The 15887-nt window shown below is 41.5% G+C and carries 8 protein-coding genes and 1 tRNA gene; 6 read left to right on the top strand and 3 right to left on the bottom strand.

Annotation, left to right across the window (positions count from 1 at the left end; genetic code table 11):
- The first annotated feature begins 281 nt into the window (after positions 1–281).
- From NSQ57_RS07250 to NSQ57_RS07260, 3 genes are read left to right on the top strand one after another with little or no spacing between them, the layout of a single operon-like run.
- Entirely contained in the window at positions 282–2297 is a 2016-nt protein-coding gene (locus tag NSQ57_RS07250) for a fibronectin type III domain-containing protein (RefSeq protein WP_342426120.1), read from the top strand.
- Positions 2298–2340: 43 nt separating this feature from the next.
- Positions 2341–8229 carry an RHS repeat-associated core domain-containing protein gene (locus NSQ57_RS07255; protein WP_342425851.1) on the top strand — a complete coding sequence of 1963 codons (5889 nt, stop codon included), beginning with the start codon at positions 2341–2343 and terminating at the stop codon, positions 8227–8229.
- Positions 8230–8252: 23 nt separating this feature from the next.
- Complete coding sequence (locus NSQ57_RS07260; RefSeq protein ID WP_340884806.1) at positions 8253–8690, top strand: hypothetical protein; 438 nt, start codon at positions 8253–8255, stop codon at positions 8688–8690.
- Positions 8691–9537: 847 nt separating this feature from the next.
- On the opposite strand, the gene NSQ57_RS07265 is transcribed toward NSQ57_RS07260, so the two are convergent.
- Entirely contained in the window at positions 9538–9750 is a 213-nt protein-coding gene (locus NSQ57_RS07265) for a helix-turn-helix transcriptional regulator (protein WP_016820594.1), read from the bottom strand.
- A gap of 284 nt (positions 9751–10034) precedes the next feature.
- Between NSQ57_RS07265 and NSQ57_RS07270 the strand changes: the two genes are divergently transcribed.
- Positions 10035–10439 carry a hypothetical protein gene (locus NSQ57_RS07270; protein WP_340931738.1) on the top strand — a complete coding sequence of 135 codons (405 nt, stop codon included), beginning with the start codon at positions 10035–10037 and terminating at the stop codon, positions 10437–10439.
- Positions 10440–10482: 43 nt separating this feature from the next.
- Here the strand turns inward: NSQ57_RS07270 and NSQ57_RS07275 are convergent, their stop codons facing one another.
- On the bottom strand, positions 10483–10788 hold the full coding sequence (locus tag NSQ57_RS07275) for a hypothetical protein (RefSeq protein ID WP_029516458.1): 306 nt from the start codon (positions 10786–10788) through the stop codon (positions 10483–10485).
- 117 nt (positions 10789–10905) lie between these two features.
- On the opposite strand from NSQ57_RS07275, the gene NSQ57_RS07280 reads away from it, so the two are divergent.
- Positions 10906–10979 (top strand) — tRNA-Pro (locus NSQ57_RS07280).
- Between the two features lie 222 nt (positions 10980–11201).
- Here NSQ57_RS07280 and NSQ57_RS07285 read toward each other — a convergent pair.
- Positions 11202–12473: an MFS transporter gene (locus NSQ57_RS07285; protein WP_029516459.1), complete on the bottom strand. Its 1272-nt coding sequence runs from the start codon at positions 12471–12473 to the stop codon at positions 11202–11204.
- Positions 12474–12993: 520 nt separating this feature from the next.
- Between NSQ57_RS07285 and NSQ57_RS07290 the strand changes: the two genes are divergently transcribed.
- Complete coding sequence (locus tag NSQ57_RS07290) at positions 12994–15885, top strand: 2-oxoglutarate dehydrogenase E1 component (RefSeq protein ID WP_342425852.1); 2892 nt, start codon at positions 12994–12996, stop codon at positions 15883–15885.
- Positions 15886–15887: the final 2 nt, after the last annotated feature.

The raw sequence follows: 15887 nt of genomic DNA on the forward strand, positions 1-15887 counted from the left end.
GATGATTATTAAAGTATATTGGATATTCAAATTCATATAATGTTTAAAAAAGGATGTTATTATTTTAAACATAATTTATGGCAATTTAAAAATATTTATATATTTTTCTTTATTTCGACAATCTTCGCTATATACAAATTTAATACGACATTGTTATCATATGTAAATCAAAATACATTTTTCTGAAAGAGGGCGAAATATGATTGAATTATAAATTATTTTTAATTTTAGTATTCTTCTAACTAGGCATTACCACTATATTCAGGGGGATGATTTTGAAAATGAAATTTTTTTTAAACGAAGTGAGGCAGCGAGGAAAAGGAAAGAATGCTAAGACATTCGTTTTAACAATGCTGGGCCTATTTGTTTTTTTATCTCCGTGGAGCATAGTTGTGCTTCCTCAAGCAGAAGTGTCAGCAGCTTTTACGGGTGGAATACCAGATCTGTACCTACCACCAGACAGAGGAGGATCAATTGGACCTCCTGAAGAAAAGCCAACGCCTTCAGAACCGTCATCTACACATGAAGCAGTAACCTTGTCAGATGGTTCGATAGTTCATGTGCAAGCGAGTTCTCCCTACGTCACTTTCACTCGCAATAATGTAGTTGTTTATTCCAAAGATCTTGGATTTGCATTATCAGTTAAATTTTACTATGTATCTGTATCTTCTAATGCTATAACGGTTGGTTACTTTTATAAAGATGAGAGGGATGGAGCTAAACGTTCGGGGACTTTTACATACTCAGGGATTGTCTTAACCACTCCAGCCAGTCCACACATAAGTTCCAATATGACAGGGATGACGAATCAAAATGTCCTTATCCAATTGGACGGAGTACCTGGTAATTATCAACGAGAATATAAAATCGGTGCGAACGGTACGTGGACCACATATAATAGCCCATTTCAAGTATCCGACAACACGACCATTTTTGCTCGTTGTACAGATAATTACGGGAATATAAGCGCTGAAAACTCATTGGTGATCAACAACATTGATAAAACACCTCCTGCCCCACCGTCATTCAATAATAGCCCTGTGAATGAAGTAGCAAATAATATCAGAGTGACAATCAACTATCCTTCTGATGCATCGACAAGGGAATACCGTGTCAATCAAAGCGAATGGAAAGTGTACAACTCTCCCATTGATGTCAATGAGTATGGGACGCGTATACAGGCACGGGCAACAGATAGTGCCGGAAATGTGTCGCAAGTTACGGAATCGGTAATAAATTTGATTAATAGAACGCCAGTAACGATTAAGGGCATTCCAGCTACCATGATTGAAATGGATGAGGGAGCCTCAAATAAAGATTTATCCGAATATTTTACAGACCCAGACCAGCAGCAACTTCAATATTCGGGTACAAATTCCAACTCAGCTGTAGTTACCCATCAATTGGTCAAGGATTCAAAGGGAAATAACTCAATACTGAATTTGCAACCCCAAAGCTCGGGGGAATCCACGATAACGATTACAGCTACAGACCCGTTAGGTAAGTCTGTATCGCAGAATTTTGTTGTAAAAGTTTTGGATACCAAATATATAGAACAATTAGCCAAAGCTACAGCAGCGGTAGCACAAGCCGAGACAACCCAATTACAAAATGATGTAAATACAGCTGTAGAGCTAATAAATAAGCTACGTGAGCCAGATAAGGGCAGGCTTGTTGAAAGGGTAGTAGCAATACAGAAAAGCATTGAAACGAAAGCTGCCTATACTGAACAATTAAAGACAGCTACGCAGGCAGTTGAAAAAGCAGAATCTTCAAAATTACAAACGGAGATTAATATGGCCCGAGCTCTAGTAATGAATCTAAATGATTCAGACAAAGTACATCTTAACGGCCGTTTGGATCGCATACCAGCTATTGATGATTTGCCCAAGGATATAACAAGCCCTTCCAAACCTAAGAAATTAGCAGGCTCCAGACCTACGCCAGGCAGCATTGTTTTAACATGGGAAGCATCTACCGATGATGTTGGAGTCGTTAGCTATGATGTGTATCGTGATGGTCAACTGATAGGCAATACCAAGGAATTGACCTTTCAAGCGGACCAATTAGAACCTCAGAAAATATATATGTTTGCAGTTAAAGCTAAGGATGCGGCTGGTAACTATTCGGAGTTTAGCAATAATGTTAAAAGTGGCTTATCCAGAAAGTATAAATATGTTTATGACGCTAATGGAAGGCTTGAGCATATTGAACAAGATGGTCGGGTTGTTTTCCAATATCAATATGACCCTAACGGTAACTTGATACAGATGATAAAAATAGGCAGTTCTCAATAAATGATATGTAACTCAATTTTAAGTCGGAAATGGAGAGAAGAACTTGCGATTTAGAACAATAAGACGTCATATAGCAATGATCATGATTATCACATTTATTTTCAGTACAATTAGCGGCATTGTTCCTCCAAATGTGTTCGGTGCAGGAAATGACAGTTCGCAATATTCGGCGGATCAAATGGCTGCCCGATTTGGAGTCACATCATCTTTTCTTTCGGAACAATTAAGAAAAGGTTATTCATTAAATCAAATTTATACAGCGTTATATATGGCTGAACAGGATCATATAAGCTACGAGCAGGCAGTAGCTTCGTTATTTCCTTCAGAGGAAAACCAGTCACAGACTGTAACAAGTGACGTATATAATAAGCTATCGGATGCTCCACTAGATAACCTGATTTCTCATAGTGTTACAGATGATGTTTATCCAACTGATGATCCTGTTCCTACGAACAAAGTCACTGAAGATGTATATAAGACGGATTTCCTGAAACTAAATCTCATGGCGAATGTGCCACAGCTTCCACCTATTAGAGAGGAAGCGCCCGTTTACAATAAATCTTCTTTTAATGAAGCACCTTATTCTGTTGGCGATGATAAAGAATCGATATCCACTTTATCAGGTAGCTTATCGCTGCAAAACACAGATTTAACTCTGCCTGGACGAAACGGACTGAGCTTTTCATTGACGCGTCAATATGATACAAATCGTGCTCAATTTTTTGACAAAGGCGCTGAAATTGTCGACAACAGTGCTGCTGTGCAAAACTATTATGTCTACTTTAAGGCGATGATGAAACCTATTACTAAGTCGTACAAGGTAGCTTATCAGCAAAAAAGATGGGTACAAGAGGACACAGACGGTGATGGGAATGTTGATGTGAATACCTATAATCTTCAGCCGGAAACCAAAGTTATAGGCACATACACAACCTATGAAGCTGCTAGTCAAGCAGCGGGGCAAAAAATAACCTATACTACAGCTCCGGAGTCCAGAGTAGAAAAGGACTCTCAAACGGGAAAATGGGAGAAGGCTTTTCCCGATTCAATAAAGTACAGCAAAGATGGATTTACGGGAACCTTAAACAAAGATGGACAAGCCAGAGTCATCAAGGGATCTTATACAGGTCCTAGTTCTAAAAATATATTCTGGGAACAATGCAGCGTTATGAATACGTTCTACTATGATAGTGCGGGTAACGCTTCGCGATACTTTCCAGGTAGCCCGGCATGTGGAGACTCTAAAATGCATTATGACAGGGATTCATATGTAGGGGATTTAAGTTTATCATCTATGCTGGTTTATCCAAGGTGCCCCAGTTACGCTCCTGGTAGAGTAATGTGTACCGAATCAGGAACGGCGTATTATTCAGGAACAGTTTTCAATCAGGGAACTGCTGATACCCGAGAATGGAGGCAAGATTATAGCGGAACTGTTACCAAGCCCGGTTATACTAGCGATATTGGTTATAGCGAGTGGACAAGTAATGGAAAAGGTGGAAGGACAAGAACAGCCTTTACCATGGAAGGATCGCCGCAAATTGAAACGATTGTCTCAGAGGGTCTCGAAACGGCTGTTCGCCGACAGACAGCACTATTTACAACTATTGCTGAGGCTGAACATTACAGGGATTTAATTAACAGTAATCCTCAGACTGAAATTCCGAGTGACGATGGGAATAAATATTATATTGCAGCAGATGCGGACGCTACCGTTTTTGCTGAGATCGTAGCCTATCAACCTTCATTTATTTTTCAAAACCGTACCTATCCTGCCATGGAAGATCAATTGAGCCCTCTTGGCAAGGGGTGGTCCTGGAATTTGCCTTATGTAGAAACCAAGGAGGGCAAGCAGTACGTGCACTTGGGGGATGGTGGAAGCTATGAAATTGAGGGTGACCAGCTTAAAGGTTACGACTGGAAAGGACTGACCTTCACTCTTGACACTTCAGTAATAGTTAATGGAGAAAATTCAGCCTATGTATTAACTTCTGTGGATGGAATGAAAAAACAATATTTCTCCAAAGACGGTCAGTTGCTGCAAATTGAAGATGGATATCGTAACACGATAAAGTTCAATTATGAACTCAATGCTACTTATAAACGTAAATTGCTTAGTAAGGTAGAAGATGCGATCGGTAACTCGATTGATATTCAATATACGGCTACAGACGTTACTTTGTCTAAAGGAAACCGCACAGTTGTCTATCATAAACATACAGAACAAGGTGTTGAATTACTGGATTCAGTTACAGATGCCGAAGGCAGAAAAACGACATATTCCTATACATTGGCACCTGCCAAGTTTAATTTGAGTGCGTCACATCCAGAAAGACAAATCTCTAATCCGTACGCTTTGTTAACCAAAGTATTTCATCCTACTGGAGCCTCTACTTTGTATACTTACGAAGACCAGCCAGTAAAACGCTATATTGGCTCCAATTCGGTAAACGAGGCATATCGAGCGGTCTCACGTGTAGATCAAATCACATATCAAAATAATCAAACGGAAAACTATAATCAGGAAACGATTCATTATAATTCTGATATGGGTGAGAGCTATGTGAAAGATACTTCGTTCTCTACTGTAACAGACAATGGATTAGTTCGTTCGACCTTCAATTATACTAAAAAATTTATTAGTGCAGACACGCCACCACAGTATTACCTGGATCAATCTGTGTTTAAAGCAGGAGATTCTGAAAAGAGTACAGCTTATCAATACGGTAAGCAGGTGACAGGCAAAGCCTATACCGTACCTGTTCCGACCCGTACCTCGTCCAGCAATAATCAAAATGGAGACGTTTTGACAACTGCTGCTGAATATGATGATTACGGTAATATGACAAGCTCAGTGGATGAAAAAGGTTCACAAACTGCGTATACGTATGACGACAAGCATAGGATTAAAACCATTACGGAACCGATTGATTCTAACAGCACTGGAGTTACAGAGTACACTCGAAACCCGCAGGGGAAAGTAACACAGGCCATCGTCTCCAAGGATCATTCTGGGGGAGAACTACTACAAAAAGTAAATTATTCAGGTATTGATGCTTACGGAAATACAACGGTTCAGACGATTACGAACGGTAACAAGTCCGTGACTACAACCACGGAATACAGCAGTGGCTACGACCATGCTTTTCCTACGAAACAAAGTGTAGAGGTTACAAATATTGATGGAGAAAAATCTACGGTAACCATTCAGTCAGAGTATGATAAGCCAACTGGTTTAATCACTTCCTCGCTGGATGGGAAAGGTCAGAAAACTGAGTATCAATATGATGCTCTGGATCGCGTAAAGGCTGTAACCTATCCGGACGGTAAAAGTATCCATGTAGCCTACGATGATCTTGAGAACACTGTAACGGTTACGAATGAGCTCGGGATACGAACAAAAACACGTTACAATGCTTTGGGCTGGAATATCGAGTCAGGGCTGTATGAAGGTAACGATTATGTGATCAAATCCAAATCAGCTTATGACGTTAACGGCAGATTAGTATCCAGTGAAGATGCACTTGGGCACCTGACACGTTATGGCTATGACGCTTGGAGCCGTACAACGTCAACAGCCTACGCGGACGGATCACAAGCAGTAGTCGAGTATAATGATGCTCTTCGTCAAGTAACTCAACGAGATGGTGAGCTTAATGAACAAATTCAAATCTACGATAAATGGAATCGTCTGGTGCAAAACAAAGAGAAATCAGCAATGGACGGTATTGAGAAAATAACTTCCAAAGTAGAGTATGATGCTGTAAACGACCTGATTTTAAAACAAACCGATGCGAATGGTAATGAGACTCAATTTTCATATAATGCTTTGGGTGACCAAACATCTGTGACGGAGCCAAACGGCGAAACAACGAAGTACACTTACGATATGCTGGGCAATCTCACTCAGATCACATATCCGGATGGTCATGCCAAGGTGAAGGCGTATGATGAATTGGGTAGAGTGATTCAAACCAAGGATGAGAAAAACCAGGTTGAGAAGCGTTATTTTGATACCAACGGGAACTTATCCAAGAAAACAGATCGCAACGGGAACGTCACTTCATTTGAATACGATAGCCGTAATCGGTTGAAGTCGCGTGTAGGAAAAGATGAGACGGTCAGCTACGTATATGACGCTGCGGGCAAACGCCTAAGCATGACGGATCAAACGGGTACAACATCCTATGCGTATGATCCGTATACGGAGCAATTAGATACCCTGTCTTACCCGGATGGTCTAAAGCTCTCCAATCAGTATGATGCTAATGGAAATCGAACTGAAATGACAGGGCCGTTTGGCGAGCAAGTAGACTATACGTATGATCAATTGAACAGATTGAAGACCGTAGGAAACACAAAAGATAAGCCTATTTCGGAATATTCCTATACCAAAAATGGATTGCTGGATTCAACAGTATCTGCAAATGATTATCGCCAGCAAAACAAATATAACGGGATTGAGTTAGTTGAATTAAAGTACACACGATCTGATGCGGAAACGAACAGCTTTCAATATAGCTATGATCCTGGTAAAAATATCACGAAGCGTATTCAAAATGGTGTAGAGGATTCATTTACGTATGACAAGCTGAATCGGATTGCTACCTCCACCGATAATCAGGATGCTTATTCGTATGATGCCAGAGGGAATCGTCTTACGATGGAAACGGAGAGAGCTCCTCATACGAAGCCGAGGGAGAATCGATTCGACGAGCAGAACCGATTGACTCAAGTCAAGATTAACGGAAAGCTCGTAGAGTACCGATACAACGGGGATGGATTACTGACAGAACGTATACAGGATGGCGTTCATACTCGATACTACTACGATGGGAACAGTGCCCAAATCATAGCAGAGGCTACGATTGAAAATGGAAAACCTGTTTTAAAAGCTAACTATATTCGAGGTCTCAAATTAGAGGCTATAGCCTATGCGGATCAAACAGAAGCCTATCCCGTCTATAATGGTCACGGAGATATTATTGAAATCAGGGATTCCTCCGGAGCGTTGTTGAATCAATATCAATATGATATTTGGGGCAATGAAGAAGTGAAGGAAGAAAAAGTCCACAACCCATTTCGGTATTCAGGCGAATTATGGGATGATACAACGGAATTACAATACCTTCGCGCCAGATGGTATGATCCTGATAGTGGAAGGTTTATTAATGAGGATGCGTATCAAGGAGAGCAGAATAATCCGTCAAGTTTAAATTTGTATACGTATGTCCAAAACAATCCATTGATTTATATTGATCCTAGCGGGCATTATATTTCAACTGGACCATTGGAACAGTTTAAATATGAATTAGAACTAGCTATGAAGGACGTACATTCTAAAAAGCAGGCCGATTATTGGCTGTGGAGAGAAGAAATAGGTAGTATTTTTGCTCCTGTGTATAATGACAATAACAATGAATTTAAATTTTTATTTGGGTTAGCGACCCAAACAAGCCCTTATGGAAATAGTAAAAAGAAGGCGGATTGGGCTAAGAGTTACCTACTAGAGGCTTATAGTGCTTATATCACAGGATATGTTTATGAATCTTCGGGTCTTGTTGGTACTGTGGGTTCCATGTTTGGACCTAGTAATGGTAGGAACACTGGACAAGCTAAAGCCAAAATTTTCAGTGCAGATGGAAATGCTGAGTTAAGGGCGACCAGACGGCCTGTATTTGATAAGTGGATGGAGAATGGTGTCGAAGTTGGTGGTCAAGGATTCAAAATGAATCAACATGCTTACAATAGGCTATTTAAGTCAGGTCGCAAAGATATTATGCCAGATGATATCACAACAGCACTTAGTAAAAAGCCAACTCCGGGTGAGCCAGGAAGCGTGATATATACTAATCCATCAACTGGAACTAAGGTCTATGTCAATCCAACAAGTAAAGAAATTGTTGGAGTTCAACCTGGCAGTTTCAAATAAAGAGCGAAAGGAGAACTTTAGTAGTGCTATTAAAAGAGATTGATGCAAACCACAGTATCTCTAGGGTGTCATGCACATACACTCCGTCTATTGAAACCTACAATATTGTCACAGATAATATGACGGATGATTGTAAACCTACTCAGCTTGGCAATGGATGTTGCATTTGGCTAAATGAGAAAGGGCAACTCGGAGAGATTGAATGTATTTGTCCAAAGAAATTCAAAGATGGAATTTCAACATATTTTCATCTTGACGAATGGATTGATGGGACACCTTCTTTCGAGATATCATCAATTGATGGTGATGTAGCCATTGAACACCTTGAGGATGGATACATTATTTGGCTATCGAGAAAAAGTAACGTAGAACTAGAAGTATCGCAAAGTGGAATAAGCTACTTGTTATCAGGAAATAAACTATCAGGTATAGTAGCTAAAAAAAGTGAAATAATTGAATAAACCATAATGGATTGTCATGCCTAGTAGGAATGAAGTGTTGCCTAAATCCATATAAGGAAATGGTAAGAGATTTGAAAGGGATTAAAGAAAGATAATAATAATTATGGTTTTTTATATTAACCACATGTAAAACTCTTGCATGTGGTTGCTTTTCATCTCAAGAATGAAAAGCACGACCCGAATCAGGATGATTATTCGTATGTGCCAGAGGGAACCGCCTTACGAGGGAAACGGAGAGATCTCCTCATACAAAGCCGCGTGAAAACAGTTTTGACGATCAGAACCGATTGACTCAAGTCAAAGTCGACGGAAAACTCGTAGAGTACCGATACAACGGGGGATGGATTGCTGACAGTCCGCATACAGGATGGCGTTCATACCTGATACTACTACGATGGAAACAGTGCCCTAAACCAAAGTCTTATACTAGCGTAAATCGTCCTGTTATCACTGGTTTGAGTATGGATGTGATGATGATCGTAACGAATAAAATGTACGCAATTTTTAAAGGGACAACATAACCCTGATACATTATTTGATAAATATACATGGGGAGAATTTATTTAAAATCGCCTGACAGGAAGGGAGTTTGATCATCGAATCTAATTTGAGTGGGAGATCGGTAAACAAGTATTTGGAGTATTATATAAAGAACAGAGAGCCGTAAGCATATTAACGGCTCTCTTCGTCGTCTTCTGGCAAGTATTTGATCAGCTCACCAAGGAGTACGCAAGGGGTCTACAAAGTGTATTTAGGGTTGGATAGGCAATTCGGGCGTTTGCATTGAAGGGCAGCTTTTAGAAAACCTAATTGAAACAGTTTCCCATAACAAGAGAAGTCCATTTTACTAATTTGTATCATCCTCTACATACTCGATAACATCTTGAACATGGCAGTCTAGAGCTTTACAAATTTTATCTAGCGTATCAAATTTCACACCGTCTGTTTCTTCGTTGTAAAGTTTGGTGATTCCGTTTCTATGTAATCCAGTCATGCGAGAAAGCTCGGCAATATTTATTCGTTTTTCGCCCATAATACGGGAAAGATGAATCTTTATCATATTTTCCTCCAGATAAATGCACTCTATAGTGTTAAAAAAACCTATCAAAGTATTGACAATAAACACTATTCAATGTATTCTAGAAACAACAAAAATAACACTGTAATGTGCATTTGGTTTATTGAGATGTTATTTGTGAACGTCATAGTAATATGCTTATCGTATCAAAACGTTTTACAATTAGCAATTAATTATCGTTCAACAGCCTAGTTTGAAAAACTACCTGTAAAAGAGAGCATATTGGCAAATAAGAAACTTTGAACAAAGGAATGGAGCGAGGATGTATGACAGAATCGGTAATGGAATTGGAACGGGTATCCATGGTTCAGGGGCCGTATGATTACCCTCATATGTATGAGATATGCGAAGGGGTTCTTTATGACCGTCAATATTTCTTTTACCTCGAAAATGGCTTACTGTGTCTGCGCCATGTGAAGAAGGTGGAGCAGTCATATCATACGCATCTTTACCTGGATGGAGAAAGCGGAGGTCTGCAACTGGCAGCGGGTGTACAAGGGGAGCTTATGCAAGTTGTCACGGAGATCATCGAGCGCTTGCGCGCCAAGGATGGACTGACATTTTTATTCGATGAACTGCTGTGGCTACATGGTAGGGGCCCCATTGAATTAAACCTTTTCAATAAGAAGGATGAAGTGACCTTAGGTGGCAGACAATTTGCTACGAAATAAATGATTCTTATGCTTTATATCATGGAACTTGTCGAAATAAAGCTTATGATTTCACCGAATATATCAGTTGTTGACTGATGAAAATGAGCGGATTCCGAATCCATATGGTCAATTCCAGCATCACAGCATCGGCAGAAGGATTAAAGCCCCAATCACCTCCGAATAAAATGTTTTGCTGCTGCTCTAATATAGGAGACTGAGGTTCTTCCAAGCCATATTGTTCTTTGATTCTCTCTTTCGTTTCATGATCTATGACAAGGTTATCCTGTGCAAAGGTATAGCAGATAGGAACGCTTAACTGTATTAAAAGAAGTAATGCAATGGGGATAAGTAATTTTTTGCTTTGCATGGTTAGCTCCTATGATCTCTGTTTTTGACCTCTTAACGTGAAAATAATCCCTTTACAGGATTTTATGACCAGAATATAATAGTAAATAACAGCATCGATCTACATACACTGGGTTATCGGGGTATAGCGCAGCTAGGTAGCGCGCACCCTTGGGGTGGGTGAGGTCGTGGGTTCGAATCCCGCTACTCCGATTTCAATCAAAATGTCCTGCTGATGCAGCTAATGCGTCTGCCGGGCGTTTTTTTTTGAATATTACATACCCTATTAGTCTTTGTCTCTACTGGGTTTTGACGAGCTAGTCGTATGCAACGAATGTATGAAGCCACCTCTGAACTGGATTCGGAGGCAGAAGTGGCAACTCAACAATCGCAATCGCTGGCGGAATGGTCTGCTGTATGACTTTTTTAATTTGCCTATAAAGATTCCTGAAGGGTCTTGGAAGAAGTACTGTAATCAGCATAACGGGGAAGCACAATAGTGTAGTATATTCCTACAATAACGGTACAGACCCCAACTAATAAAAACAGAATTTCAATTGAAATAAATGAAGGAAAGCTAACAGCAATGAAACCTAATGTAAGAGACTGGGACAGCATCATTAACGGATTAATCAAACCTTGCACACGTCCCATCATTTGAGGATCTACAATACGAGGAAGCCATCCTCCTATGCCGATGTTAATGAACGGAAGTATCAGTGCGATGACAAAGTTGATAATCAGGAAAGCGTAGATGTGGTTAACAAATCCAAGTGTGCACATACCCATTCCGGCTACCAGAACTCCCGCTGCAATCATTTGGTGTAGTTTTAGCTTGGCAGAGATGAGAGAAGCGATTAGGGTACCAAGCAACACACCAGCCCCAAAAATAATACCCGTCCATACCATATACTGCTCGTAATTGCCTGGAGCTAGCTTGTATTTAAGAATAAACATCGGTAAAACGCTAAAACCACCATTTAAAATACCGAACATAAAAAAGCCTGAAACCAACCAAAGCAATAGTCTGTTGCGTAATATGTAAAGAAACCCTTGTTTAAAATCGATCATGACAAGTTTGAATTTTAATTGTTTGAATTGATGTGCCCCGTTCGGAAGGCGTACTTCCTTTGGAATTTTGCAGGAACGAATAAGCAGTGCAGACACAATAAAAGAAACAGCATCAATTAGGATGGCTCCAGTAATTCCAAAGTGCCAGTAAACGACGGCCCCGAGAGTTCCTCCGAATAGCATGAAAAGACTCCCCATCATTTGATTGAGGCCTGCGGCAATAGTGTAATCATCTTCGCTTAATATTCCCTGTATAATGGCACTTTCGGCCGGGAAGAAAAATTTGGAGGCAGCACTACGGATGAACAGGAGGGCAAATATCAAAGGAATCGAATCGACCCAAATAAAAATAAGCAAACATAAGGATAAAAAAGCGCTGATCCAGTCACAATTAACAGCAATTTTTTGTCTGTCCATCCGATCTGCCAGCACTCCAACTACGAGAAATACTACCAGCATAGGAAGCGAATACATTAACTCGGCAAGCGTTGCATAATAAGGCTGATTTGTAAACCGTTTCAACAAATAAAACATGAATGCAGTAACCCCGATAATTCCTCCCATTTGTGAGGCGAAGGTTGCCAGAAAAAACCTGACATAATTCTTGTTTCTGAGTACTTGTTTTAGTCCAGTCACAGTTCCATCCCTTTCGCTTTCAAAGCGGTTTTTAGATGCCTAATTAAAATAATAGTGAAAAGTAGGAATATTGTACAGAAAAGTGACTTTAATGTCACTTTACGTTTGAATTTGCATCGTATCGGACCTTCTGCCTTTTAAATTCTGCTGTTGACGGTAATCATAGTGGGGTGGACTCGGAAGTTGCATTCAAACTCGTTTGGCGTTATGAGGTGCAACATAGACTAAATAACCAGCTGTCAGTTGATATTCGACGGCTGGTTATTTAAGTTGCCAGGTGTTTGATTACAGATTAGCCCGATTCATCTCATTTACGCATGGATATGTTGAGAAAAAGGAAATGCTCATAGCTAGAAAACTTTATACAATGGAAGAGGAATAAGAATTGTGAAATTCGACTTTTGATGAAGAATTTCATATAATGTGAGCATATTGTGAACAACTTAAATTGAAGATTAATAAAAAAATGAAAATGATTTCCGTCCAGCTATGAATTTCAAAATTTGACGGAGGGAACGAGATGACAATGGAAGAGAGCAGCAGACAGGTACCTTGGCAGGCGTATTACGGACCTAATTTAGGTTATGTGCAGGACCAGTATGAGAAGTATGTAGCGGACCCCGGAACAGTTGATCCGGCTTATCGCGAGCTGTTTGATCAATGGGGTGAGCCGCCACAATCCGAATACTCGGCTGCTTCCATGATAGACAACAAATTGCAAGGCCCCCCCACAAGTGCTTTGGGGCATCTTGATTCGAATACATTACAGAAAGCGGTTACAGCGGGCAAAATGGTATGGAATATCCGTGAATACGGACATTTAGCCGCCCAAATCGATCCGCTGGAACTGGATGCAGAGCAGGATACACGCTTGCTTAATCCAGCATCTTACGGTTTAACTGAACAAGACTTGAAGGCTTTTCCAGCCTCTTTAATATGGGATAACGCTCCTGCGGGAACACTTAACGGATGGGAAGCCATTCAACGGTTACGTGTAGCATACACTGGTCCGATTGCCTATGAATTTAGTCATATTCATAACGAGGAGGAACGCCGCTGGCTGAACAGCTATGCAGAATCCGGTTGGTCCTCCAAGCCCCTCACCACACAGGAACGCAAGTCGTTGCTGGGCAGATTGGTAGAAGTAGAACAGTTCGAAGAGTTTTTGCATAAAACATTTGTCGGACAGAAACGTTTTTCCATCGAGGGTAATGATGTGCTTGTCCCTGTTCTCGACGAGATTATTCGTCTAACCACAAATGCAGGAGCAAGTCATGTCCTGATGGGCATGGCGCATCGCGGCCGTTTGAATGTACTGGCACATGTGCTGGGCAAGCCTTACAGTAAAATTTTCTCTGAATTTCATCATTCGCCGAATAAGGATTTGATCCCGTCGGAAGGTTCCACAGGAATTAACTACGGCTGGACTGGCGATGTGAAATATCATCTGGGTGCTGATCGTTTTGTAAAAGATGGGGGAGCGGTGCAGGCCCGTCTGACATTGGCGAATAACCCAAGTCACCTGGAATATGTGAATCCGGTGGTACAAGGATTTTCACGAGCTGCACAGGAAGACCGCAGTGAGGCTGGTTATCCGAAGCTGGATGTGAGCAAGGCAGCTACCATTATTATGCACGGTGATGCTGCTTTCCCAGGTGAAGGTATCGTGGCAGAATCACTTAATTTCACGAATTTGCGCGGCTTCCGCAATGGCGGTTCAGTTCATATTATTGTGAATAATCGTCTGGGCTTTACGACAGAGAGTGTTGATTCCCGTTCGACCCGTTATGCCAGTGATCTCGCTAAAGGCTATGAAATTCCAATTGTGCATGTGAACGCGGATAATCCCGAAGCTTGTATTGCAGCTGCTCGTATGGCTGGCGAATATCGCAATCGTTTCAAGAAGGATTTTCTGATTGATCTGATTGGTTACCGTCGTTATGGTCACAATGAATCCGATGACCCGGAAACAACACAACCGCTGGTATATCGTAAGGTGAAGAATCATCCGACGGTGAGCAAATTGTATACTCAAAAGCTGATGAAGCAGGGGATTGTGGACGAAGCGTTTAGTGCCGGCCTCATTGAAAAGGTGCAAAACAGACTGAAGGAAGCGCATGAGCAGGTGAAGAATCAACCGGAACAAGAGCCGGAGATTACTCCTGTGAAGGCGAAAAAGAATCAGAGTTCTGTGGTACGTACTGCAGTGGAATTGAAAAAACTGCGCCAAATCAATGAAAACTTACTCAAATGGCCACAGTCTTTTCACGTATATCCGAAGCTGGATCGAATTTTACAGCGTAGAAAAACCGCTCTGAACGAAGGTGAAAAGGTAGATTGGAGTTTGGCGGAGACGCTGGCTTTGGCTACCATTCTCGCAGACGGCAAGCCTATTCGTATGACAGGCCAAGATGCGGAGCGAGCTACATTTGCTCACCGTAACCTTGTGCTGCATGAGCCTGAAACAGGCCGTACACATTGCCCGTTGCATACATTGCCGGAAGCACGTGCTTCGTTCAGTATTCATAACAGTCCATTGTCTGAGGCATCTGTCCTTGGCTTTGAATATGGCTATAACGTGTATTCTCCTGAAACGTTAGTGATTTGGGAAGCACAATTCGGCGATTTTGCCAACTGTGCACAGGTTATTTTTGACCAATTTATTTCCGCAGGCCGTGCCAAATGGAGACAGAAATCGAGTCTGGTGATGCTGCTACCGCATGGTAGCGAAGGACAAGGACCAGAGCATACGAGCGCACGTCTGGAGCGTTTTCTCCAGTTGTCCGCACAAAATAACTGGACTGTCGCTAATTTGAGCAGTGCCTCCCAATATTTCCATCTGCTGCGCCGTCAGGCTGCATTAAGCGAAAGTGAGGAAGCCCGCCCGCTGGTGATGATGTCGCCGAAGAGCCTGATTCGTAATAATCGTGTCGCTTCGCCTGCTTCTGAATTTAGCGAAGGAGCATTCCGTCCTGTGTTGGAACAGCCTGGTCTGGGTGCACGTCCGGATCGTGTAGAACGCATTGTACTGTGCAGTGGCAAGATTGCCATTGATCTCGAAGAAGCATTGGAAAAGGATAAGAATGAGGCAGAAGAGCGTCTGCATATTATTCGTGTGGAGCAGTTATACCCTTTCCCGGAAGAGGAAATTCGGAATATTTTCGGTCGCTTCCCGCATGTTAAGGAGTTCGTATGGGCTCAGGAAGAACCTAAAAATATGGGGGCTTGGAGTTACATTGAACCTCGCCTGCGGAATGTTGTGCCACAGGGAGCGGAAATTCGTTACGCAGGCAGACCAGATCGTTCAAGCCCGGCCAGCGGTTATCAGCAAGTACACAGCCTAGAACAACAGCGAATTATTCAATCGGCGTTGAAGCAGGATTCCAAAAACAATATTACACTGGGGAGGTAGCG

It is taken from the genome of Paenibacillus sp. FSL L8-0502 (assembly GCF_038593055.1).
Classification (GTDB): Bacteria; Bacillota; Bacilli; order Paenibacillales; family Paenibacillaceae; genus Paenibacillus; species Paenibacillus polymyxa_D.